Consider the following 23,654-nt stretch of genomic DNA (forward strand, 5'->3'; position numbering starts at 1 on the left):
CCGTGGGCAGCGTAGAAATCAGCATCCTCGGCCAGAAATACACCATCAAAGGTGATGCCCACGAGGAATATATCAAGAAACTTGCGGCATATGTCGAAGAAAAGCTTCAGGAGATCCATGCGGGCAATCCAAATATAACCCCCCTGAAAGCCTCTATTCTTGCATCGCTCAATATCGCCGATGAACTGCACAGACTGATGGAAGACCACGACAGAGCAGCACAAACCATCGAGGAAAAAACCAACGCCCTCAGCGGTCTTTTCGACTGACCGGCCGCGCCGGTTTCCTCAATAACGCCTTAGCAATAATTTCTCCTCTAAAACCGGGCCGGCCGGCCATACAGCTTCATCGTTATTTCAACAAATGATGAACAGCCATTTCACCGAAAATATTTATTAAAATCAAGAGGTTTTAAGTAGCGCTACTTTAGCCTTGACTTATACAATATCTTGTGGTTAAATTCTTCTGTCACATACAAGATGTTGTTTTTATGGCAGTTATATTCAGGGCGCAGGCAAACACTAAATAGAGGCAAAATATGCGGTATTTTCGGGATCGGACAACCTTTTTTTCGACCAAAATAACGGCATCATCATACAACATAATTCAGCATTCCTTAATGGAGGGAACCATCTTATGAAAAGCACAACATCCGCAATCGGCCTTACCCCAAATGCATTAAAGGTTCTGGAAAAGCGATACCTGAAAAAAGACGAGGAAGGCAAGGTCGTCGAAGCACCAAGGGACCTTTTCCGGAGGGTTGCAAAGACCATTGCACGGGCTGACATGATGTATGGAAAGTCAGAGGCTGATGTCCTGCTCCTCGAAGAAGAGTTCTATCATATGATGACCTCGCTCGATTTTCTCCCCAACAGCCCCACACTCATGAATGCCGGAAGAAAGTTAGGACAGCTCTCCGCATGCTTTGTGCTTCCTGTGGGAGATTCCATGGAATCCATCTTCGATGCGGTAAAGCATACTGCCATCATCCATAAGTCAGGCGGCGGCACCGGTTTCAGCTTCTCGAAGCTCAGGCCGGGCGGCGATATTGTCGGCTCCCCAAAAGGCGGTCTCGTTCATGACCGTATTTGACACGGCAACCGAGGCGGTGAAGCAGGGAGGGACCCGGAGAGGAGCAAATATGGGCATTCTCAGGATTGACCATCCTGATGTCCTTAACTTCATCACTGCCAAGGACGATAATTCGCGCTTTAACAACTTCAACATCTCGATCGCCATAACCGACCGCTTCATGCAGTCGGTCAAGGACGATACAGACTATGAACTGGTCAATCCCAGGACGAAAAACGTAGTCAGATCGCTCAAGGCACGCGAGGTCTTTGACCTCATCGTCAACCATGCCTGGAAAAACGGAGAGCCCGGCATTGTCTTTATCGACAGGATCAATGCATCTAACCCTACGCCCAAGGTCGGCGAGATCGAGTCAACAAACCCCTGCGGAGAACAGCCGCTTCTGCCCTACGAGTCCTGCAACCTGGGCTCGATCAACCTCTCGATGATGGTCACTGAGGGCAAGGTCGATTATCAGAAGCTGAAAAAGACGGTCTGGAGGTCAGTGCATTTCCTCGATAATGTGATCGACGTCAATAAATATCCTATCCAGAAGATCGCCGAGATGACGCGTGCCAACAGAAAGATCGGCCTCGGTGTCATGGGCTGGGCAGACATGCTGATCATGATGGGCATACCCTACAATTCGCCGCAGGCGATTGAGCTCGCAAAAGAGGTGATGGGCTTTATCCAAAGGGAGGGCAAAAATGCCTCCTCGGCACTTGCGGAAGACAGGGGAGTATTTCCGAACTACGCCGAGAGCATTTATGACGGCAAGACAAAAATAAGAAACGCGACCGTCACCACAATCGCTCCGACGGGAACGCTTTCGATCCTCGCATCCTGTTCATCCGGTGTCGAGCCGCTTTTTGCGGTCTCCTATGTAAGGAATGTCATGGAAGGCACCAAGCTTCTTGAGATCAACCCGTATTTTGAAAAAGTGGCAAAAGAGCGCGGATTCTGGTCCAGGGACCTGATGGAAAGGATCGCTGACAAGGGATCGCTCCATGACTTTGACGAGATACCCGAGGACGTAAAGGCGGTCTTTGTCACTGCCCACGACATCAAGCCGGCCGAACATGTTGCGATGCAGGCGGCATTTCAGGAGTTTGTTGACAATGCGGTCTCCAAGACCGTGAACTTCTCCCATAGCGCAACGCCCAAGGATGTTGAGAACGTCTATATGCTGGCATACCAGCAGAACTGCAAGGGAGTAACCGTGTACCGCGACGGCTCGCGCGATGAGCAGGTGCTCTCCACCGGCAAGACTGGGGCGAAGCAGGCAGAGCCTCAGATACCGACAGAGACAAAGATCGTCCCCAGGAAACGGCCTGATGCGATCATCGGCGAGACCCGCACCATGAACACCGGCTGCGGCACGATCTATGTGACCGTAAACGAAGACGAAAACGGCCATCTCTTTGAGCTCTTCACACATATGGGTAAGGCAGGAGGCTGCGCTTCAAGCCAGGCAGAAGCAATCGGCAGGCTGGTAAGCCTTGCGCTCCGTTCGAACATCGAACCGGACATTATCATCAAGCAGCTCAAGGGCATCACCTGCCACAACCAGACCTGGGCAAACGGCGGCAAGATCACCTCGTGCTCTGACGCCATCGCCAAGGCGCTCGAAAAGTATATGGAGAAGGGGACCAAGGGCAACGGCAACGGCGGCGACAAGCACCACAGAGAAAATGTCTTCATCGGCCAGTGTCCGGAATGCGGCGGCACAGTCGAGCATGAAGGCGGCTGCGCGGTCTGTCATAGCTGCGGCTTCACCAAGTGCGCATAAGTAACCACTCAAAATAGAGGACAGACAAAGGGCTGAACAATTGTTCAGCCCTTTGTAATTGGCAGGACGTCGATAATAAGTGAGGGGCGATTGAATTACGTTACTACATACCCCCTCTTCACATCCCCTTGGGATAAGGGGGATTGAGGGGGTTATGTCACTGACTAAAAGGAATAGAAAACACCAATGAGCACTGAGATACAACTGAACGACAAGATATACTGGATCGGGGTCAATGACCGTCAGACCGCCCTGTTCGAAGAGCTCTGGCCTGTCCCTAACGGCGTGGCGTACAACTCGTATCTGATCCTTGACGATAAGGTGGCGGTCATCGATGCGGTAAAGGACATCTCCATGGACCACTATCTGGAGAAGATCAGGCGGCTGCTGGGAGAGAGAAAAAGGATCGATTATCTGATCATCAACCATATCGAGCCAGACCACTCAGGCGGCATAAAGACACTGCGCGGGGCCTTTCCTGATATGGCGATCGTGGGTAACAAAAAGACCCTTGACCTGCTGGCCCATTTTTACGGCATCACGGACAATGTCCGGCAGATCGAAGACAACGACATACTTGAATTGGGCAGTTGCAGGCTGAGATTTATCCTGACCCCTATGGTGCATTGGCCCGAAACCATGATGACCTATGAAGAAACTCGGAAGGTCCTGTTTTCAGGGGACGCCTTCGGCGGCTTCGGGAGCCTTGACGACAGCATCTTTGATGACGAGATCAAAGACCTCCAGTTCTATGAAGATGAGATGCTCAGGTATTTCACCAATGTGATCGCCAAATACAGCGTCATGGTCCAGAAGGCAATCGCTAAAATAAAGGACCTGGATATTGCCATGGTCGCCTCGACCCACGGGCCAGTCTGGAGAACGCGGCCCAGGCATGCCATAGAGCTTTACGACCGTTGGTCCAGGCAGGAGGTAGAAGATGGGATCGTTATCGTCTATGCCTCCATGTACGGCAACACAGGGAAGATTATGGAAGCGATCAGGCACGCCCTTGCCGCTGAAAAAACGGGCATCGTAAAGATTCACAACGTCTCGCGGAGCCACCCTTCATACATCATCGCCGATATCTGGCGCTATAAGGCAATAGTGCTCGGCAGCCCGACCTATAATATGGGCCTTTTTCCGCTCATGGACCATCTTCTCCGCCTGCTTGAGAATAAGGAATTAACAAACCGCGTGGCAGGCATCTTCGGCTCTTACGGCTGGAGCGGAGGAGGCATAAGAGAGCTCGCTGATTTTGTCAAACGTATGAAATGGCAGCTCATAGAGCCGGTCATTGAAGTGAACTGCTCCCCGACTGAAGCGGATCTGCAGAACTGCACCCGTCTCGGCGCAAATATCGCACAAAGGTTAAGGATATGAACATACTGAACAAGCTCGAAAGGACGCTCGGCAGGTATGCCATCAGGCAGCTGATCGTCTATATCGTCGGCATTAATGCGCTGATCTATATTCTGATGATCGGCATGCCGCAGAGCGATGCGATCAGCAAGCTCCTGCTTGACCCGCAGCTGATCATGCAGGGCGAGGTCTGGAGGCTTATCACCTGGGTATTCATACCGCCATCTGCCTCGCTGCTCTGGATATTCTTCATCCTCTATTTCTATTACATGATCGGCACAGGCCTGGAGCATGAATGGGGAAGCTTCCGGTTCAACATCTACTATTTCACCGGCGTTGCAGCAACAGCCGTTGCCGCCTTCATAACCGGCCAGGGCACAACTGCTCTCTACTTGAACCTCTCACTCTTCCTGGCCTTTGCATATATCTATCCCAATTTTGAGATCCTGCTCTTCTTCATCATTCCGGTAAAGATCAAATACCTGGCATGGCTGAACTGGGCATTTATCGCATTTACGATCCTGACCGCACCGCTTTCGGGAAAAGTTGCAGCCCTTGTCTCTGTCTCGAATTTCTTTCTCTTCTTCGGCAGCGATATCATAAATACCGTGAAGCACCGGGGCTCTGCATACCAGAGAAGAAAAGGGTTCAGCAGTCAGATCAATGCGCCGCTAAAAAAGGGCTTTATCCATAGATGTACAGTCTGCGGCATGACCGAAAACGATGACATTACCATGGAGTTCAGATACTGCTCAACCTGCGAAGGCGACCACGAATATTGCATGAACCATCTGAAGGCACATAAGCATATCAGGAAAAATTGAGCGACGGTTTCATGAATAATACCATGTAATTATGAACGATATTCTTCTTCCCTTCGCCCTTATCATCCTGGCAGGAGTGGCCTGCAGACGCTTCAGGGTCGGCAACATGGACGCTGACACACTTCGCCAGGGCATCAATGTCATGGTGTTGAACATCTTTCTCCCTGCCCTCTGTATAAAGACGCTCTATGCCGCCAGCATAGATATCGAGACGATACTGATCCCGGCAACCGCAATAGTAACGACACTCTCGACGCTGGCCATTGCGGTGATGGCCTATACGCTTCTGGGCAGGATCATGCATCTGACCCAGCAGGAAAAGGGAGTGCTGGTAATTTCGGCTGCCTTTGGAAACGTCACGTACCTCGGGCTTCCGGTGCTGACCGGACTGTATGGTCCCAGTGCCGCAAAATACGCGCTCTTCTATGACCTTCTTGCAACGACACCGGTCCTCTGGCTGGCAGGCGCGTCCCTGGCATCCCATTACGGTGAGAACCGGAAAATGAATATCCGGGAATCAATCAGGGCAATCATCTCGCTGCCGCCGATCTGGGGCATCGCCTGCGGCATTATGCTCAAGCTCTCTGGCATTCCCCTTCCTTCTTTTCTCCTGAGGTCGCTTGAGATGCTTGGCAGCCTTGTTGTCCCGCTCATGATCTTCAGCATCGGGCTCGCGCTCACGCTTCCGAGGGTAAGCCACGCCTACGCCATCATCCCTGCAGTTATCATCAAAATGGCAGTCTCGCCTTTTATCTCGTTTGCGACTGCGCAGTCGCTCGGCCTGCAGGGACAGGCTCTATCTTCAACTCTATTGGAAGGCGCGATGCCAACCATGGTCCTTTCACTCCTGATCGCGTCGAGGTTCAAGCTCGATATTTCCCTGTCCGCCTTCATCATCGTGGTAACCACCGTTCTTTCTTTTATAACCCTGCCTGTTGCGGTTCATATCGGCGAGTTACTGGTCAAGTAACCGCAGACGATCACCACAGGAGCAGGTAAGCCGACGGTTCAGGAGAAAATTTATTGATTATGCCTATGGTTTTCACTATAATGGAACCAGATTTTGCGTTTCAGGCAATAAAAGGAGGAATTCTTATGAAGAAGATCACAGCGGTTATTCTGGTATTGGCTTTTCTTGTAGTATCAGTCCCCGTGTTTGCCGGCACGGAAAAAGATGCAGATATTAGCGGAGATGCGATTTTTGCGCGGCCACTTGGTATCCTATCAATTATCGGCGGTGCAGCGCTCTGGGTTGTTTCGCTTCCCTTTGCCGTAATTACCGGCAGTGTACCGGAGACAACAGAGACCCTGATAAGCAACCCGGTCAAATATACCCTTGCAAGGCCGGTAGGCGATTTTGATTATGAGCCTTCCTCAAACCGCATAGACCAGAATAAGCAGTAATCGGGCTTCTGTCCGGTCAGTTATATAGCGGAACTGGGTGATGGGGTTGCAGCCCGTAAACAACGGGATTGCAGCCCTGTTATTTTTCATGCGTTCCCTGTATTGATCGGAAGAATTCACTGCCATGCTCAAAGCACTCCCAGCAAACAACAACAGACAACCAGGCAGACTGCCGAAAGATGTTCGAGGGAACAGCCTAAAGCATCGCCATGGCCAAACATGGCGGGAAGGCGGGAATATAGCAAGAGTCCGTCTCTTTCTGACCGCTGCGCTCTGCGCATGCCTTTTCCTTGCTTCATGTACTCCGCAGGAGGTTAAACCACAGCAGAAACCTGTAAAAATAGCCTTGGTGCTTGGCGCTGGTGCTTCCCGAGGCTTTGCCCATGTCGGTGTTCTTAAAATCCTTGAAACGAATAAAATTCCGGTCCATATGATCATAGGGACAAGCGCAGGCAGCTTTGTCGGCAGCCTCTATGCCTATGGTTTTACCTCCTTTCAGCTCCAGAAGATTGCCAATACCCTTGACAAGAACGAGATCATTGACCTGACCGTCCCTGATAACGGTTTTATCAAAGGAGAGCGGCTCGAAGAATACGTCAATACCATGGTAAAAAACACACCGCTTGAAAAAATGAGAATACCCTTTTATGCAGTTGCAACCAATATCCAGGACGGACAGGAGACGGTATTTTCGCGGGGCAATACCGGCACGGCAGTAAGGGCGAGCTGTTCAATACCGGGCATCTTCAGGCCGGTGAAAATAGACGGCAGGATGTATGTGGATGGCGGCGTAGTCAGCCCGATCGCGGTTGATGCAGCACGAAGACTCGGAGCCGATATTGTGATTGCGGTCGACATATCGTCGGATATTGACGCACGGCAGCCCGAGGGGACTGTTGAAACGATCCTGCAGGCAGCGGGGATCATGCATTCGAAGATCTCGGCCATACAGCTGGCAAAGGCAGACGTGATCATACGGCCCAAGGTGGGCCGCATCGGCTCTGCAGACTTCGATAAACGCTTCGATGCCATGATTGAAGGGGAAAAAGCAGCAATCGAAATGCTGCCGTCGATACAGGCTGTCATCTCCCGGTTGAAATAAGACAAGGATAGCGTAACAGCCGCCAGCAGAGGGCGATCCTGCTTCGTTATAATATCAAGCTTCCTCCTGAACAGGTGTGGGTTATTGTAGAACATTACAGAATCGAATCAGAGAAAAAATGTATGAGGAGAGGTCATGAAATATCAGACAGGCAGGCCGGGCAGAGTCGTTGTAGTACGTTTTGAGGACAGAGACGATATCCTCTTAAATCTTGTGCAGCTCGCAAAAAAAGAAAACATCAGGGCGGCAGTGGTCCATCTTGTCGGCGGCATGCGGGAAGGCAGCATTGTGGTCGGCCCTGAAAACGACTCGTTTCCGCCAAAGCCTGTATGGAAGAAGCTCGGGGAATCGCATGAGGTTGTCGGGTTCGGCACGATCTTCTGGCAGGATGACGAGCCAAAAGTACATTTGCATGGGGCCTTTGGCAAGAAAGATATGGTAAAGGTCGGCTGCCTCAGGGCAGATTCGGAAACCTTCCTCGTGCTTGAGGCCGTGATTACGGAAATAGAAGGCATAACCGCAGTGAGAGAACTTGATCCTGTATCCAATATGGTATTGCTGAAACTCTGACCGCTTTCCTGCCAATCCAGATTGTTCCAAGGGGAAAACAGCAGAATGCTGTCACCGCTTAAAAGCCGTTCGCTGAATCAGCGCACGATCGATACGAAAGCGCTCTTCACATTTTTCCGGCAAGAAATTATTTGATCCTGACGCCTATGTCATCGCCCTGTGAAGTAGCACTGTTTGCGGGTGTCTCAAGAAGGCCATTGGGTCCTGCCGAGATGATCCAGACCGGCTGACCGGTTGCGGCAAAGCTGTTTGCATTGGTCAGATAGATATTTCCCCAGGGATCGGCGGTCACCACTGCCATGTACGAGCCCTTCCAGTTCGCCCCGTAACAACCGTTTACATCGGCAGACAGATGAGAATCGTATGAACTCGGAGATGACTCGTCATATCCCAGGGCTCCAAGGTTGGCAAAGCTGTTGCCCAGCCCCATGAGAAGACTGACATTTGGCGTACAGCTGCCGTCCATTACAGGCCAGACTCCCGTATCCTTTCTGAAAACGAACATCGCAGAAGATATCGACTTGACGTCAGCCTTGGCCCTTGTAATTTTCGATTCATCGATCTCCTTGAATATCAGCGGCACAAGGATACCGGCAAGTACGGCGATAATCCCCGCAACAACGATAACCTCGATCAGCGTAAAACCCTTCTGTTCCCTCAGTTTCATAATACACTCCTCTTGGATATTTCCCGTTTTATAGTAAATCGATCTTAGCATCAGCATCCATTATTTAACAGTTCCTTACGAACTGCATCATAAGGAGTATATCTGATATTCTATGGCGCTGAGCAACGGCAATGGAGGCGGGGAGCCCGGAAGGGCTGGTAACCAGAGGAAGCAGTGCACTCCAGCATCAACTCGTTGACAGGCATGATCAATCAAGACGAAATGGGGCTTAGGTGGCTTCTCAACAGGGAGGCAGAAATGCTATAAGGCTCGATAATCAGTGGACTGAGACATTGGGGTTTTCGATAATAATGGCGGCAGGAGGCTGCCGCCATTATTATGATTTTCGCTGAATTAAGCCCTCACGCTTTACCGGCAAGAAATTCTATCACTTAATTCTGACGCCTATATCATCGACACCATCGGCAATAGCAATGCTGTTTGCGGGTGTCTCTAGAACGCCATTGGGCCCTGCCGAGATGATCCAGACCGGCTGACCGGTTGCGGCAAAACTGTTTGCATTTGTCAGATAGGTATTCCCCCAGGGATCAGCGGTCACCACTGCCATGTACGAGCCCTTCCAGTTCGCCCCGTAACAGCCGTTCACATCGGCAGACAGATGGGAATCGTATGAACTTGCTACAGCAGCGTCATATCCCAATGCTGCAAGGCCGGAAGGAAGATTTCCTGCCCCTGACAGAAAAGTAACATTAGGCGCACAGCTGCCGTCCATTACAGGCCAGGCTCCTGTATCCTTCCTGAAAACGAACATCGCCGAAGATATCGACTTGACGTCTGCCTTGGCCCTTGTAATTTTCGATTCGTCGATCTCCTTGAATATCAGAGGCACGAGGATACCGGCAAGCACGGCAATAATCCCAGCAACAACGATAACCTCGATCAGCGTAAAACCCTTCTGTTCCCTCAGCTTCATAACACTCTCCTTGGATATTTCCTGTTTATACTCAATCGATCGTAGCATCAGCATTATATTAATTATAAGTCGGTTTTTCAATCATAAAACTTTAATCGCTAAGTATGAACTGCCGCATGAGAATACTTCATGAGGAAAACTCGTTGTTCCGTATAATTCATTACATGCGAAGCAGGCTCTCAGGGGGCAGCCTCTGAAGAGGGGCTGGAATGCTGTCAGACTCGATAAACAGCGGTCTGAGGAAGAATTACCACTATGAAAACAGCATATACAGATGATATAATATAAAATAAGACAAAGATAGTCCAGTTCCTTGCAATGAACTGAAGGGGGAGGTCATTAATGTCCGGTCACTATGCTTATCTTTCAGATCCTGCGCATCCCAAAAAACGGTCAATGAATTCAAGAAGGGTTTCTTGCATATCGCTCTTGTGCCTCATACTGCTATTGGCTTTTTCATCCTTCGTCCATGCCTGGGCTCCGGCAGGTTACTCCGAATATTTCATTCCCGGGGACGAAGTCAATATGGAATCTGTGCTAAACGCCATGGACCTTACGATGACTGCAACTCCCAAGCAGGCCATGCACTCCGTGATTACGGTTACTGCCTGGTCGGAAAATACAACGATATATTATGACCACTGGGAAAACGGTTACAACTTCGATCCGAATAACCCTGCAGCAACGGCCGATGAGACTTACACACTCGCCACTGCCGGAGCCCAACGGATTTTTGAGTCAACCAGCATCCCAACCAACCCAAGAGGAACGACCACCTACTATGACGGAAGTGACCACATATACGTGGCAGGCGGTCCGGTAACCGTCGTCCGTGCGAGCTGGATTCAGGCCACAGGAGTCGAAAACCAGGCTGTGGCTTGGGAGATATATCCTGTTCAACCTCAGTTGACGACATATGTAATCCCCTTTGGTGAGGACCTTGGGGCTTCGCTGCCGGACTTCAGCCGGGTTTTCGTCTTTGTTCAGGCTACCGAGAACAACACTGTTGTGACATTCGACTTTAACGGTGATGGGACTAAGGATACCTTCTGCACTGACATAACTCGTACCGCATGTACTCCAGGTACGCAGATCACGCTCAGCAAGGGACAATCGTTTCTCCTTGACAATTGGGCGCTTTCACCACAGGCGGCCCCCTATAATAAGGTCCATACGGGAATGGTGATAACGGGGACTGAAACACTGCAGGTAAAGTTTGTCGCCGGTCAGGAACGCACTCCCACCGGGTGGATGGCCAGGGGATTCAGCGCATTCCCCCGTGGCTTCTGGACAAAAGACTACTATGCTCCTGTGGATAATGAACTGGTTAATACCGATTACTATCTCTACAACCCAAACACTGCTGCAATCACGGTAACATGGGAAACCAGGACCACGACCGGTTCGCTCTCTATCCCTGCCGGCCAGACCGTATCCTACAGAACTTTGGCAGGGGATGTTCCAACCGGATCGGGAATCTATTTTAAGGGGTCCGATGTGTTTTGGGGAGTAGGCTCTGTTGATGCCGGCAACTACTATTATGAGTGGGGGTTCAGTCTCCTCCCTTCGACAATGATGTACAATGAGCACTATCTTGGTTGGGCACCGGACTGTTTACCCGTAGCAGCCGGTTGCACAAACAATGGTGTATTTCTTGTTCCTGCCCAGGACTATACTACGATCTTTGTAGATGTCGACAACAATGGCACGGTTGACCAGACCTATACCCTGAACCGTCTTCAGACACAGTATATCACGGCCCCATCCGGGAACCTCTCTATGGCGCATATCTGGGCAACCGGACCATTCAGTATGGCATACGGGCAGAAAGGCAATACTACCTATCCCCAGGTCCCGGCCATGGATCTTGGCTATGTATCGCTTCCGGCAACTGATTTTATTTCAGCCGTCCTTACGGTACAAAAATCGGCTTCGCCTCAGGTCGTTCCAACTGCATCAGGCTCTGTAGCAACCTTCACGATCACGGCCAGTTCCCAGAAGTACACTGTGGACAACATCACCGTGACCGACACGCTTCCGCCAAATTGGCAGTATGTTACCGGCTCGACCACCATAACCAGGCCAGACAAGACCACAGGGACAGCCAACCCGACCGTAACCGGGGCAGGGACTGCTGCTAACCCGTATGTATTGACATGGTCCAGCGCTGATCTTGGGACAAGCGGCACGATAGCGGAGAACCAGGAGGTCAAAATCGTATTCAATGCTCAGACAACAGCCGTCCTTGCCTCCGGAACGCTAAACCAGAACCGTGTCAAGGCAATCGGTACAAGGACCTTCGGCACGCCGAGCCAGACTCAGACATTTACTGCAACCGACTTTGCGTACGTTACTTCGGGGTTCTCGCAGATCACGAAAACTTCAGGGGCAGCTGACCCCGTATTCCCCGGCAACACAATCCCTTATACCGTAACGGTTTCCAACCCTGCGTCTGCAACATCTTCTCTGACAGGCGTCTCTATTTACGATCCCCTGCCATCAGGGGTGAGCTATGTGGCCGGCAGCGCAGCAGCGACCTGTATTCTGCCGCGCAATGTGGCCGACTTTTTTGGCTCCACGAACTATAACAACTCAAACGGCTCTGTGAGTTGGGCCGCCAACTCCTGGACCGAGTCGGACAGTTACGGCACCGGCCCTGGTGTAACCGGCTTAAACGGACTCGGTGGATATGTTTGGATCACGGGCGGCCAACTGCAGTTCAGATACATGCTCTCCACGGTGAGTGATAATTTTGCTACCAATGGCAGCTATACCGGCACAGATGGTTCCCGTAAGTGGATTGGGATAGGACCAGGAACCGTCTCGGTAACAAACGGCTCGCCTGCGGTGGTCGGCACGGGAACAACGTTCACAGGAGGACTCATAGGCACTGGGGATTCAATCACAATTTTAGGTGTAACATACACCATCTTGAGCGTCACTGACGCCACGCACCTCACGCTAACAACTAACTACGCGGGAACTACCGGAACTGGTTTGGCCTATATCGCTCCTGTTGCATGGACAGAAGTCAACGATGATGGTTCAGCCGCTACCGTCGCTAACCAGCATATGTACGTCAGCGGCAACCGGCTTGTATTTGACCGTAATCCCAGCGCCGTTACTCCATTTTCGATCAGTAGGTCTGCCAATGTCGCGGGCGCTACCAGTGTAACAATCAGCTTTTTGCCTACTAACCGTGCCGGAGGCGCGGGCAGCGGCGAGGCAGTGGTTGCAGATTATAGTGTAGATGGAGGAGGCTATACGACACTCGGCACCTTTGACGGTGGAACAGCAGGTTGGAGCGGGATCACACAGACATACACTCTGAGCCCTTTTACCGGGAACTTTATCACTCTTCGGTTCCGTGCAACTGGGGCGTGGAATAACAATAACGACGAAATATATATAGACAATGTTAACATCAGCTTTAATGCCCCGGCAAGCGCGGTAAATACCCAGATCAGGCGCACTGCCAGTCTTACCGGCGCCACAAGCGCCTGGCTGAACTTCAGCCCTTATAGTTCGACAGGACTCGGCGCTGGAGATACGCTTGTGGTAGAGGCAAGCAGCAGCGGCACGGCAGGTACATTTGTAACGTTGGCGACCTTCACCGGCGGCGTTCCTGATGTTGCGCCAGCCTATAATCTGACTCCCTATATCTCGGCCACTACCACCATCCAGTTCCGTGTAACAGGCGGCTTCAACACCGCAGGCCAGACGTTCAACCTGGATAATCTATCGATAGGCTACATTGTGACTCCGGCAACTACGGCCACGGTCGGCAGTCCGCCCAATTTCGTGGACAGTGCCTCGGCATGCAGCAGTATCCCGGCGGGGGGCTCACTCACCCTGACGTATAGTGTAACCGTGGATGACCCCTTCCCAACAGGTCAGACCTCAATCACAAACATTGCCTCAACAACATCGGCGCAGATTCCGATGGCCTTAACAGCCTCGGCCACAAATACCGTGCTTATCCCGAGTGCGCTGAGCGCAGGCACCGGCGGCAAGATCTGGCTTGATGCTGACAGAGACGGGGTACTGGATATCGGTGAACCCGGCATTCCAAACATTGAGGTCACGCTCAAGGACCGCTTCGGAACGCCGATTGCAACGACCATCACTGACGGCAACGGCCGTTATCTGTTTACCGGCGTCACGCCGGGGACGGGGTATTATGTCGAGGTAACTGACGGACTTTCATCAGGACTCTCTCAGTCCTTCCCCTATACCACAACACCAGGAGATCTGACGAACAACCGCAGCACCACCTTCACCTTGACAGACGGCCAGATTTACACCTCTGCCGGCATCGGATATAGGGCTGCAGCCGGAACAGCGACCTTCGGTGACCAGGTCTGGGTAGATGCCAATGCCAATGGGGTGCGCGACTCCGGCGAAATTGGCCTCGGCGGGGTAACGGTCAAGCTCTACCAGGACCGTAACAGCGACGACAGGCTGGATATCCTGACCGATTTACCTGACGGTGTCGGGACCGTCTCAGCGACAAACAGCTCAACCGCCGTAGTTGGCTCAGGGACAGCATTCTCCGCTCTGAATGCCGGCGATGCTATCACGATTGCAGGCGTTGCATACACGATTCAGAGCGTCACCGATGCAACACATCTGACCCTGACGGCGAATTACACGGGGACAACGGGAGGCGGCAAGGCATATACAATGCCTGTCGCAACGGTCAGTAACCCTGACGGCACATACCTTTTCACCGGGGCGGCAGCTTCGGGCACGCAGACCTACTTCGTCTCGGCCGCCACCCCTTCCGGCTACACAGCAACAACCGGGTCGACGAACCACCGGTTTACCAATGTCGCGGCGGGAAGCACACTGCTCATTGCCGATTTCGGCTTTAACAGAACGACAACTACCTATTCGATAAAAGACCGCGTATGGACAGACTCAAATGGCGATGGACTCTTCTCGGGTGAGAGCGGTCTTGCCGGGGTTACCGTCGAACTGCACGATGCAAGCCTCAATGTCATCGGCACGACGATTACTGCGGCTGACGGCACATTCATCTTCAGCGGCTTGACCGGCGGTGGTGCCGATTATACTGTGCGCATCAACGATACGAGCGGCGTCCTGCTGGACTACTACGGCACAACCTCGTATTCTCTTGCGCTTAAGCGCCCCGAAAGTAATCTCACAACCAGTATTGATCGCGTGGCTACCCCGCCGCCAAGTTTCGGTTTCCGGCCGCTGCGCAGCATCGGTGATACGATCTTCAGCGATCTGTTGGGTGGCACCAGCGGTGTTCAGGATGCCGGAGAGCCGGGGATCGCAGGGGTTGTCGTCAGCCTCTACCGCAACATTGCCCCTCTCGGGACGTTTGACGGGAGCGACACCCTTATCAGCACTGTAACGACTGATGCGTCAGGGCAGTATCTGTTTTCGGGTCTTGCCGATGGGGAGTATATTGTAAGCGTGCCGGTTCCTGCAGGCTACAGTTTCATCCCAAACGGCGTCGTTAACCCTGACCTTGACGGCAATCCGGCAAACGGAATTCAAAACAGGGTTACCATAACAGGCGGAGTAAGCGACTTAAACAAAGACTTCGGTTTCCAGGCCTCCAGCCCCCGTACCGTCTCCGGAACCGTATGGGATGACCTTGACGCAGACGGTGTCATAGACGGCGGCGAAGCCGGACTTGCGGGCGTTACGATCGACATCCTCTCGGGGAGCACTGTTGTGGCCACGGTCACTACCAACGCATCGGGTAACTACACCGCCCCGGGGCTCGCCTCAGGTATCTACACGGTGCGCGTCACAGATACGACAAGCGTTCTCACTGACTACATCTCTACCTTCGAAAAGACCGAGAGCACCACCGGTCCCTTTAACTTTCAGGAGTCCGTAAACCTGACCGGCGGCGACGTTGCTGATGTAATATTCGGGTTCAAGGTGCCCACGCCCACGCTTGTGACCCTTTCGGATTTCAGCGCGTATAGCGATAAGGGCAGGTTTGTCGTGCAGTGGAAGACATCTTCCGAGACAGACACTGCAGGATTCTATCTGCAGCGGCTCGATGAAAAGACCGGCAGATACAGGCAGATCAACAGCAGCCTCCTGCCTGCGCTGATTACTTCCCCGCAGGGCGGCACCTATAGTCTCATCGACAACGGCGCGTCTTTGACCAGGAGTAATACCTATCTGCTTATGGAGATTGAAGGCAAAGGCAGAAAAAATGCCTACGGACCTTTCACGATAGCGGCAGGAGCAGGCAATGCAGCAGAAAGCCAACAGAGCAGGAAGGCCGGATGGGAACGTGAAGGGGAGATGGCCATTACGGACGGCAGCACAGGAAATACCGCTGCCGACGAAGTATCGGACTATACGCGTGCAGGAAAAGCGATTCCTGCTGAAAAACAGAAAGTTCTGGATGCCATGAAAAAGGCAAGAGCCGCCTCCGACCTCCTCCAGAAGCAGAAGACCGGCAATATGGTCAAGATCCCGGTACACAAAGACGGGCTTTACTATCTGGAGTCCGCAGAGATCTCGTCGCTGCTTGGCATGGCTGAGACTAAAGTCAGACAGCTTATTAAGTCCGGGAACCTGGCACTAAGCAATCAGGGCAATATAGTCGCCTATATACCGGCTGATGATATGGCAGGACTGTTCTTCTTCGGTCAGGGGATAGACAGCTTGTACACAAAAGAAAATATCTACTGGCTCTATAAGGGCAAGGGACAGCAGATGGGCAGAGTGGAAGGTGTTGGTCCAGCACCTTCAGGATACAGCGCAGTTACGGAGACAGTCCATATTGAAGAGGATAAAGTTGCCGCGCCGGTGCTTGCCCATGGCCCGGAATCTGACTACTGGTTCTGGGATTATATAATAGGTGGCAACCCATCCCTGGGGACAAAGCGTTTCGAACTTCAGGTCTTTGGTGTTGCTGACGTATCAACATCAGCCGCGCTGAGTGTCAGACTTCACGGCCTGACCAGCACCGGCGCAGCGAACGACCATCATGTCACGATCAGCTTAAACGGGACGGTTATCGGAGAAGACCGATGGAAAGGCGCTGAGGAGCGTCTCGTCAATCTGAATTTCAGTCAGAGCCTCTTACATGGCGGAGCAAATTCTATCGAGGTCAAGGGCCTGCTTGATGCAGGTGTTCCCTACAGCATATTTTATCTGGATTCTTTTGACCTGACCTATGAAAAGGTATTGGAAGCCCATGACAATTCACTTATGTTCAGGGCAGAAGGCGCTCTGCCTCTGACAGTGTATGGCTTTACACAGCCTGATCTTTTTGTCCTCGATGTAACTGACCCGGACTGGCCGATCTTCAATATGGCAGCGACTATCGACGGCTCAGACGGAAATTACCATCTCAGTTTTACGCCCACACCAGGCGCACGGTATCTGGTGACAGCCTCCGATGCCGCAGCGCCTGTCAATGCCTGGGCAGACAGCCCTTCCACACTCTTATCCCGGCATAACAGGGCTGATTATATCATCATTACCACAAAGGAACTTGCTGCAGCTGCCGGGGAACTTGCCCATTATCGGGAGGCTCAGGGACTAAAAACCTTGGTTGCAGATCTGGAAGATATCATGGATGAATTCAATTATGGCATCTCAAACCCTGAGGCCATTCATGGTTTCCTCGCTTACGCCTATACCAACTGGAAGCAGGCACCGAAATATGTACTGCTTGCAGGACACGGGACCTATGATTACAGAGATAACATGGGTATCGGAGACAATCTGGTGCCGACCCTGATGGCTGAAACGCCACAGGTTATTTCCGCCTCGGACAACCTTTTTGCAGACATGGACGGTGACCATGTCCCTGATATTGCAATCGGAAGGCTTCCTGTTCTGACCGCGGAAGAATTGCGTGGAGTAATCGGCAAGATTATATCCTATGAGAGCAATGCAGGCAGCCGTGTGATAATGCTTGCGGACAATCCGGATGACGGCGGCAATTTCCCCGCTGACAGCGATCAGATCGCAGCGCTTGTTCCGGCGGCATACCCGGTGTCCAGGATATATCTTTCTGCGTATACGACGGCTCAGGCCCGGCAGCTTCTCTTCGATGAAATAAGCAGGGGGCCGGTGCTGTTAAACTACACGGGCCATGCAGGCATGGATCGTCTGGCCAGCGAGGGGCTGCTGCGGGTGAGCGATGTGGCTTCGCTTCAAAACAGCAGAAAACCTTTTGTTCTGGCAGGCATGACATGCGCTGTGGGCAACTTTGCCCTGGCGGGATATAATTCATTGGGCGAGGCCCTTATGACAAAAAACCCGGGAGGCGCCGTGGCTGTCTGGGCTCCGTCCGGACTCTCGTATAATCACCTGTCAAAAATTCTGAACGAGCATTTCTTCCGGGGTTCATTCGGAAACGGAAGCGTTACGTTAGGAGATGCCGTATTAAGGGCATTCAGAAATTATCACACAACCGGCAGTCCTGTGTATATTATGGATATGTTCAACCTGCAGGGTGACCCGGCTTTAAGAATCTGGTAAATGAGCAGGATCGATGAATAATCAGGGCGCCCAGTTGCAGGAAAAGGTCTTTGTAAAGAATGAGGATATCGTCACCCGCAAGATTACCGGCGAGTTGTTCATTGTTCCGGTGAGGGGAAAGCTGGCAGACATGCAGAGGATCTTTACTCTCAATCCGGTTGCGGAATACATATGGCATTCCCTTGACGGCCTGACACGCATCGAAGATATCCGCAAAGGCATCCTGGCGACCTATGACGTCGATGAACAACAGATTGATTCTGATATCAGGGATTTTATCGCAGAGCTGTTGGAAGCGGACTTAATCAAAGAGCGAGCGTGAATATGGATTGCCCGGAAACTGTTTTCACTGACAACACAAATTATCTCAGGGACTTCACCGCAAGATCGGCCAGACTTCGGGTGCCGCTTTCCGGAAGCCTCGATCTCACGCATCGCTGCAACCTCCGGTGCCTCCACTGTTATACCGGTGATCGTTCCGGGGATATGCCCATCGCAGAGATGGATACCGGGAGGATATTGTCACTTCTGGACGAGATCTGTGATGCCGGCTGTCTCTATCTTCTGCTGACCGGCGGAGAACCCCTGCTGAGGGAGGATTTCCCGGAAATTTATCGTTATGCAAAGGAAAAAGGTTTTTTGATAACCGTATTTACGAACGGAACGCTGATAACAGATAAAATCGGAACGCTTTTTGAGGAGCTGCCGCCCCGCACCGTCGAAATAAGCCTGTACGGTGCTACCGCGCCGACGTATGAGAAAATTACGGGGGTAAAGGGCTCATACCGTCAATGCCTTTCCGGCATCAGGAAACTGCTGGAGCAAAAGATAAACGTCAGACTGAAGACCATTCTTATGGCTCCTAACCGTCACGAGTTTTTTGCAATAGAAGGAATGGCAAAGGACTTTGGGGTGAAATTCCGCTTTGATGCAGCCATATTCCCCCGTTTAAACGGGGACCCGTCTCCGGTCAATCTCAGAGTTTCACCTGAGGAGGCGGTCGACAAGGAGTTTTCAGATCATGAAAGGGTAGCCCTCTGGGAAGCGTCTCTAAAAAATTATCGTCATGGATCTGCCACTGATGATCTTTACCACTGCGGGGCCGGGGTTACCGGTTTCCATATTGACCCCTGCGGAAGTCTGCGCCCCTGTCTCATGGCGACCACCCTTTCCTATGACCTTCAGAAAGGAGGCTTTTCCCCTGGCTGGGAAGCAATAACGTCCCGCAGCAGAGAGAAAAAAGCAGACCGGGACTTCACCTGTAATACCTGTGATAAGAAACTGCTCTGCGGTTATTGTCCTGCTTTTTTTGAGCTTGAAAACAGGGATGCTCAGGTGCGTTCCGAATACCTTTGCGCCATGGGGAACACCCGCAGCAGACAATTGCAGCATATCAATACAAAAGGAGCTCGGCATGGATAAGAGCAGCAGCGAAATGAAAGACAAGCAGGCCTACGAAAAACCAAGGCTCAGGGTAATCGAGCTGGTCGCTGAAGAAGTTATGGGCATCGGATGCAAAACGGTATCCGGCCCGGGATCCGGCAGCGTTTGTGCCGCTGTAGGGTGTTTTGAAATCGGCTCCTGAACAGGATGAAAATTGTCCGCACCGTATGGAACGTGAGCAGACGGAAAATGTTATGCAGATGGAAATCGCCGGTGTTAATTTTGCCATCAGCTGCCGGCATCCGCTCTCGGTCGACAAGCTTGCAGGGATGTACCGGCAGTTCATACAGGGGGCCATCCCTCCCGGGGGGGATATAAACGTCAGCGTCAGCATTGAGACCGGTACTATGCCAGATACCCGGCAGATGACGAAGATCTTTGATACCGGGCGGTCGTGGTCCATGTTTAAGCGCGACAATGATTATTTCCTTTCGCTCAATGTTCCCACAACAGACGGTCAGGCAATCTGGCTCGCAGCCTTTGATATCCATTGTGCCACCATTTCAATTTACTGCAGTGACCTTTTCCTGAACAGCGAGAGTGGTCGTACAACGCTGTCCACTCCTCTCAACTATCCACTGGATCAGCTCCTGCTCATGTATATACTGGCAGGGAGAGGCGGCGCATTGCTTCATGCCGCAGGACTCTGCACGGACAAAAGGGGATACATCTTCCCCGGCCGCTCTGGTGCAGGCAAAAGCACCATTTCACGTCTTTTCCTCGGGAAATCCGGAGCAGAGATGTTCAGCGACGATCGTATGATAGTCAGAAAAATAGACAACACGTTCAGGGCGTTCGGTACGCCCTGGGCAGGCGACGCCAGTATCGCCGAAAATAAGAGCGTTCTGCTCGACAGGATCTTCTTTATTCATCAGGCGAAGACCAATCTGCTGAGAGAGCTGACGCCGAAAGAAGCTATCGAACGACTCATGCCGGTGACCTCTATCCCCTGGTATGACGAGACGGCATTTCAAAACATTCTTGCGTTTTGCGAAGACCTGGTTTTGAATATACCTGCGTATGAACTGCATTTCATGCCTGACCGTTCCGTAGTCACCTTTATTGAAAATTTCGCAGCCCGAAACTCGGTCTGATCTCTGCCTGAGGCGAGAGAGCCGTTGACGGCAGCGCATGAATACCGTAGGATAAAACCATGCATTACAAAACAGCCGACCATTTCGGGGAACTCGCCGGAGCCTTGCTCAAAGAGGGGGTACAACTTTCATTCCAGGCAGGCGGAAGGTCCATGTCTCCCTTCATCCAGGACAAAGAAACGGTCATCATTGAACCACCTTCAAGGACATTGCGCGTCGGTGACGTAATCCTGTTTAAGACTGAACGCAATCAGCTGATATTCCATCGCATTGTGGGGAAAAAGAGGGACGGGTATCTCACGAGAGGCGACGCTGCCTCTCATCCCGACGGGATCGTGCCGCATCGCGCAGTACTCGGCAGGGCTGTCCGTGTTGTTGGCGGACTGAACTTTCATCTCTGGTTTCCTCTTGGTGCAATCGTGGCTCATGCGCTGAAGCTCAGAAGACATACGGCGCTCTTCACCATGCTCAGGATACCGGGGAACCTGCTATTGCGCAGACTTCGTTTAAGGGACAATCCTCAATAGCGATACCGACATTATCCGGACAGAGGCTGTCGTCTCCAATAGATTGACTCCTGAGCATAATCCCTGCAATAATAATAGCCATGAGGCTCCAGACGATATTGACCATTGTCCTCGCCCTCATCCTGATCCCTTCAGGTTTTGCTTTTTCCCAACCCCGGGGAACTGATGAGACATGTGATACGCTCAAGGCTGCGATAAAAAACGGCGTAGAACCACGTTCTGCACTACGGGACGTTCTAAAAACAAAACCAGAAGTCTGTCCAATCATACGATGCGCCCTCGAGACAGGAATCCCGCTAAGGACAGTGCATCTTGCGGCGCGTGACGCAGCGCTGCAGGACGATATTGTCACCCGCTGCTCAAATTCTTCATGCAGCCAGACATTCAGGCTTTTTGAAACAGATCAGGTATGCCGGTCAATAAAACAGGATGTTGAGAAAGGCCGGGACGCTGCGGTAGTGACCCTTGAAAAACTCCGTCAGGGATATCAGTCCTGCACCGTACTGAAGTGCGCGGTGGCCTCAGGAGCTGATCTTGACTCAGTGATCAGGGCTGCTCATGAAGCAAACGTTTCGGACGACATAATTTCCCGCTGCTGCATGGACGGCTGCGCAGATCCCTATCGCGTTGCCAGGCTTCTTCATGAACAAGACAATCTCATTCCCGCTGATAGAACGAAGCCAGGAGGGACAAGATCCGGGTATCTCAGCCCATCGCGATTCTGAAAGCGAGCCATGTCGTATATGCTGCTTCGCATTTTCCTGAACAGGTTATGCCCTTTCGTTATTTCCCCTGCTGTATTGGTAATTTGTCAGATAATATGAGATAATATTGGTCATGTATCCATTTACCAGAATAAAAATAAGAGCAGCGTATTTATTCGTTGCAGTTCTCTTCAATACGTGCGCACTCCTGTCAGCCCAGCCTGTCAGCGCAGCTGAGACGGTCATATCGTCAGCGGAAAACACCGTTGGCGGGCAGGCGGCTCAGCTCGAAATGGGCCGATTCAGCGATATTGAGACCGCAAAGGCATTTCTGAAAAAGCTCGTTGAAAGTGGGTACACCGGCGGCATAACGGAAGAAAAAAATAGCAGCGGTCAGGGAGAGTATCAGGTCTATGTATTATTGCCGGTAGCCGCAGTCGGGGACGCCGGCTCAGAGAGTATCTCATGGTCTGTCCTGGGGGGAAAAGGCAAGAACGTACATGCCGCCCTAAGCCTCACCGGCATCTTCACAGACAATGCCTTCAACGCAAACCAGGACAAACAGAGCGATTTTTCTATGTTTCTGACTCCGGAGCTCTGGTTGAATCTGCCGCACACTGACAAGGATGTTTCCTACGAAAGCGTTTCGCCACGTTCTGCAGGAGGACGGCTCCTTAATACGCTGACGGGCGAACGGCTCTACGGGTACCAGGCAACACTCTATTACCGTACCGATCTGCCGCTGATCACGGCGAAGACCTCACCATACGGCAACACCGCTTCACACAGGTTTGCAGCCGGCATTGCCTTTGTAGGCAGCAGGGTGTCGCTCGGCATATCTGACCAGTTCGATAAGTCCTATCAGGAGAGGGAGGCTGGCCAGATCATCTCAACGGATGCCCGCGACCGCTATGATGCAAACCGGTTCAGCGCCGCAGCAGCCTATGATACAGGAAATCGCATTCTGCTCAGCCTCGACTATGTAAATTTTATCACCAATTACAGCAGCGACACGGCACGTGCCCTCGACCGCCGTGACTTTGGCATAACGCCGGCGCTTCGGTACCGGCTCACACCGAAGATCAACCTGTTGGCAGAATATTCATTCTATGGCATTTCCTACGACAGCGATGACACGCTGGATAGCACAGAGCACTATCTCATGGGAGGGCTCGAATGGAAACTTACAGAAAAGTCGTTCGGCAGGATCAAGGCTGGTTACGAACTTAAGGACTTTAAGCACGGCGACCGGTATGGGGGATATAGCTTTGAACTTCAGGCAGAGCACAGACTGACGCCAAAGACACAGCTGTCGCTCTCCGCCTATCGTAAAACCAATGAAATGCGGGTGGCCGGAACTGCCTTTGTCGTCTCAACAGGGGAGCACCTTTCACTGACGCATATGATAACCTCAAAGATAACCGGAGCGCTCATGCTTTCCTTCGAAAACGACAAGAACAAGGGGATTTCTCCTGCTTCGATCTCGCAAACGACCGTCAACGACAGGATCTATCAGGCCGGCATAGAGGTTCAGTATGCCTTCCGCAGATGGCTGAGGGCCCGAGCCGAATACCTTTTCACCACAAAAAACTCCTCGAATCCTGCTTTGGAATACCGCTCCAATACATTGCTCCTGGGCCTTACCGGGTCATTCTGAAGACCGCTCTGTC

17 protein-coding genes and 1 pseudogene are annotated in these 23,654 nt (G+C 51.9%); 16 read left to right on the forward strand and 2 right to left on the reverse strand.

Annotation, left to right across the window (positions count from 1 at the left end):
• Positions 1–2: 2 nt before the first annotated feature.
• From HZB31_09570 to HZB31_09605, 8 genes and pseudogenes are all read left to right on the forward strand, one after another.
• Positions 3–269: a cell division protein ZapA gene (locus tag HZB31_09570; GenBank protein MBI5848178.1), complete on the forward strand. Its 267-nt coding sequence runs from the start codon at positions 3–5 to the stop codon at positions 267–269.
• Between the two features lie 367 nt (positions 270–636).
• Positions 637–2,860 (forward strand): annotated as a pseudogene (locus HZB31_09575) (vitamin B12-dependent ribonucleotide reductase).
• 186 nt (positions 2,861–3,046) lie between these two features.
• The gene (locus tag HZB31_09580) at positions 3,047–4,243 is read left to right on the forward strand and encodes an FprA family A-type flavoprotein (GenBank protein ID MBI5848179.1); all 1,197 of its coding nucleotides are present in this window, start codon (positions 3,047–3,049) and stop codon (positions 4,241–4,243) included.
• Positions 4,240–5,046, forward strand: coding sequence for a hypothetical protein (locus HZB31_09585; protein ID MBI5848180.1), 807 nt, complete (start codon positions 4,240–4,242; stop codon positions 5,044–5,046). The genes HZB31_09580 and HZB31_09585 overlap by 4 nt, the downstream gene beginning before the upstream one ends.
• Before the next feature lie 31 nt (positions 5,047–5,077).
• Positions 5,078–6,016: an AEC family transporter gene (locus HZB31_09590; GenBank protein ID MBI5848181.1), complete on the forward strand. Its 939-nt coding sequence runs from the start codon at positions 5,078–5,080 to the stop codon at positions 6,014–6,016.
• 125 nt (positions 6,017–6,141) lie between these two features.
• Entirely contained in the window at positions 6,142–6,450 is a 309-nt protein-coding gene (locus HZB31_09595; GenBank protein MBI5848182.1) for a hypothetical protein, read from the forward strand.
• A 124-nt stretch (positions 6,451–6,574) separates the two neighbouring features.
• The gene (locus tag HZB31_09600) at positions 6,575–7,552 is read left to right on the forward strand and encodes a patatin-like phospholipase family protein (GenBank protein MBI5848183.1); all 978 of its coding nucleotides are present in this window, start codon (positions 6,575–6,577) and stop codon (positions 7,550–7,552) included.
• Positions 7,553–7,687: 135 nt separating this feature from the next.
• A complete protein-coding gene (locus HZB31_09605; protein MBI5848184.1) occupies positions 7,688–8,122 on the forward strand; it encodes a DUF296 domain-containing protein in 435 nt (144 codons plus the stop codon).
• A gap of 127 nt (positions 8,123–8,249) precedes the next feature.
• On the opposite strand, the gene HZB31_09610 is transcribed toward HZB31_09605, so the two are convergent.
• Together HZB31_09610 and HZB31_09615 are read right to left on the reverse strand one after the other, a co-directional pair.
• A complete protein-coding gene (locus HZB31_09610) occupies positions 8,250–8,789 on the reverse strand; it encodes a prepilin-type N-terminal cleavage/methylation domain-containing protein (GenBank protein MBI5848185.1) in 540 nt (179 codons plus the stop codon).
• Between the two features lie 388 nt (positions 8,790–9,177).
• Entirely contained in the window at positions 9,178–9,723 is a 546-nt protein-coding gene (locus HZB31_09615; GenBank protein ID MBI5848186.1) for a type II secretion system protein GspG, read from the reverse strand.
• 525 nt (positions 9,724–10,248) lie between these two features.
• Between HZB31_09615 and HZB31_09620 the strand changes: the two genes are divergently transcribed.
• From HZB31_09620 to HZB31_09655, 8 genes are all read left to right on the forward strand, one after another.
• Entirely contained in the window at positions 10,249–18,216 is a 7,968-nt protein-coding gene (locus HZB31_09620; GenBank protein ID MBI5848187.1) for a DUF11 domain-containing protein, read from the forward strand.
• Positions 18,217–18,229: 13 nt separating this feature from the next.
• Entirely contained in the window at positions 18,230–18,538 is a 309-nt protein-coding gene (locus tag HZB31_09625) for a PqqD family protein (GenBank protein MBI5848188.1), read from the forward strand.
• Positions 18,539–18,540: 2 nt separating this feature from the next.
• Positions 18,541–19,638: a radical SAM protein gene (locus tag HZB31_09630; protein MBI5848189.1), complete on the forward strand. Its 1,098-nt coding sequence runs from the start codon at positions 18,541–18,543 to the stop codon at positions 19,636–19,638.
• Positions 19,631–19,801, forward strand: a complete 171-nt coding sequence (locus tag HZB31_09635) for a hypothetical protein (GenBank protein MBI5848190.1) — start codon at positions 19,631–19,633, stop codon at positions 19,799–19,801. Before HZB31_09630 ends, HZB31_09635 begins: the two co-directional genes overlap by 8 nt.
• 25 nt (positions 19,802–19,826) lie before the next feature.
• Complete coding sequence (locus HZB31_09640) at positions 19,827–20,753, forward strand: hypothetical protein (protein MBI5848191.1); 927 nt, start codon at positions 19,827–19,829, stop codon at positions 20,751–20,753.
• 59 nt (positions 20,754–20,812) lie between these two features.
• Entirely contained in the window at positions 20,813–21,280 is a 468-nt protein-coding gene (locus HZB31_09645) for a S24/S26 family peptidase (GenBank protein ID MBI5848192.1), read from the forward strand.
• An 80-nt stretch (positions 21,281–21,360) separates the two neighbouring features.
• Positions 21,361–22,005: a hypothetical protein gene (locus tag HZB31_09650; protein MBI5848193.1), complete on the forward strand. Its 645-nt coding sequence runs from the start codon at positions 21,361–21,363 to the stop codon at positions 22,003–22,005.
• 112 nt (positions 22,006–22,117) lie between these two features.
• Positions 22,118–23,641, forward strand: a complete 1,524-nt coding sequence (locus tag HZB31_09655) for an outer membrane beta-barrel protein (GenBank protein MBI5848194.1) — start codon at positions 22,118–22,120, stop codon at positions 23,639–23,641.
• The last annotated feature ends 13 nt before the right edge of the window (positions 23,642–23,654 follow it).

This window comes from Nitrospirota bacterium (assembly GCA_016235245.1).
GTDB lineage: Bacteria > Nitrospirota > Thermodesulfovibrionia > Thermodesulfovibrionales > UBA6898 > UBA6898.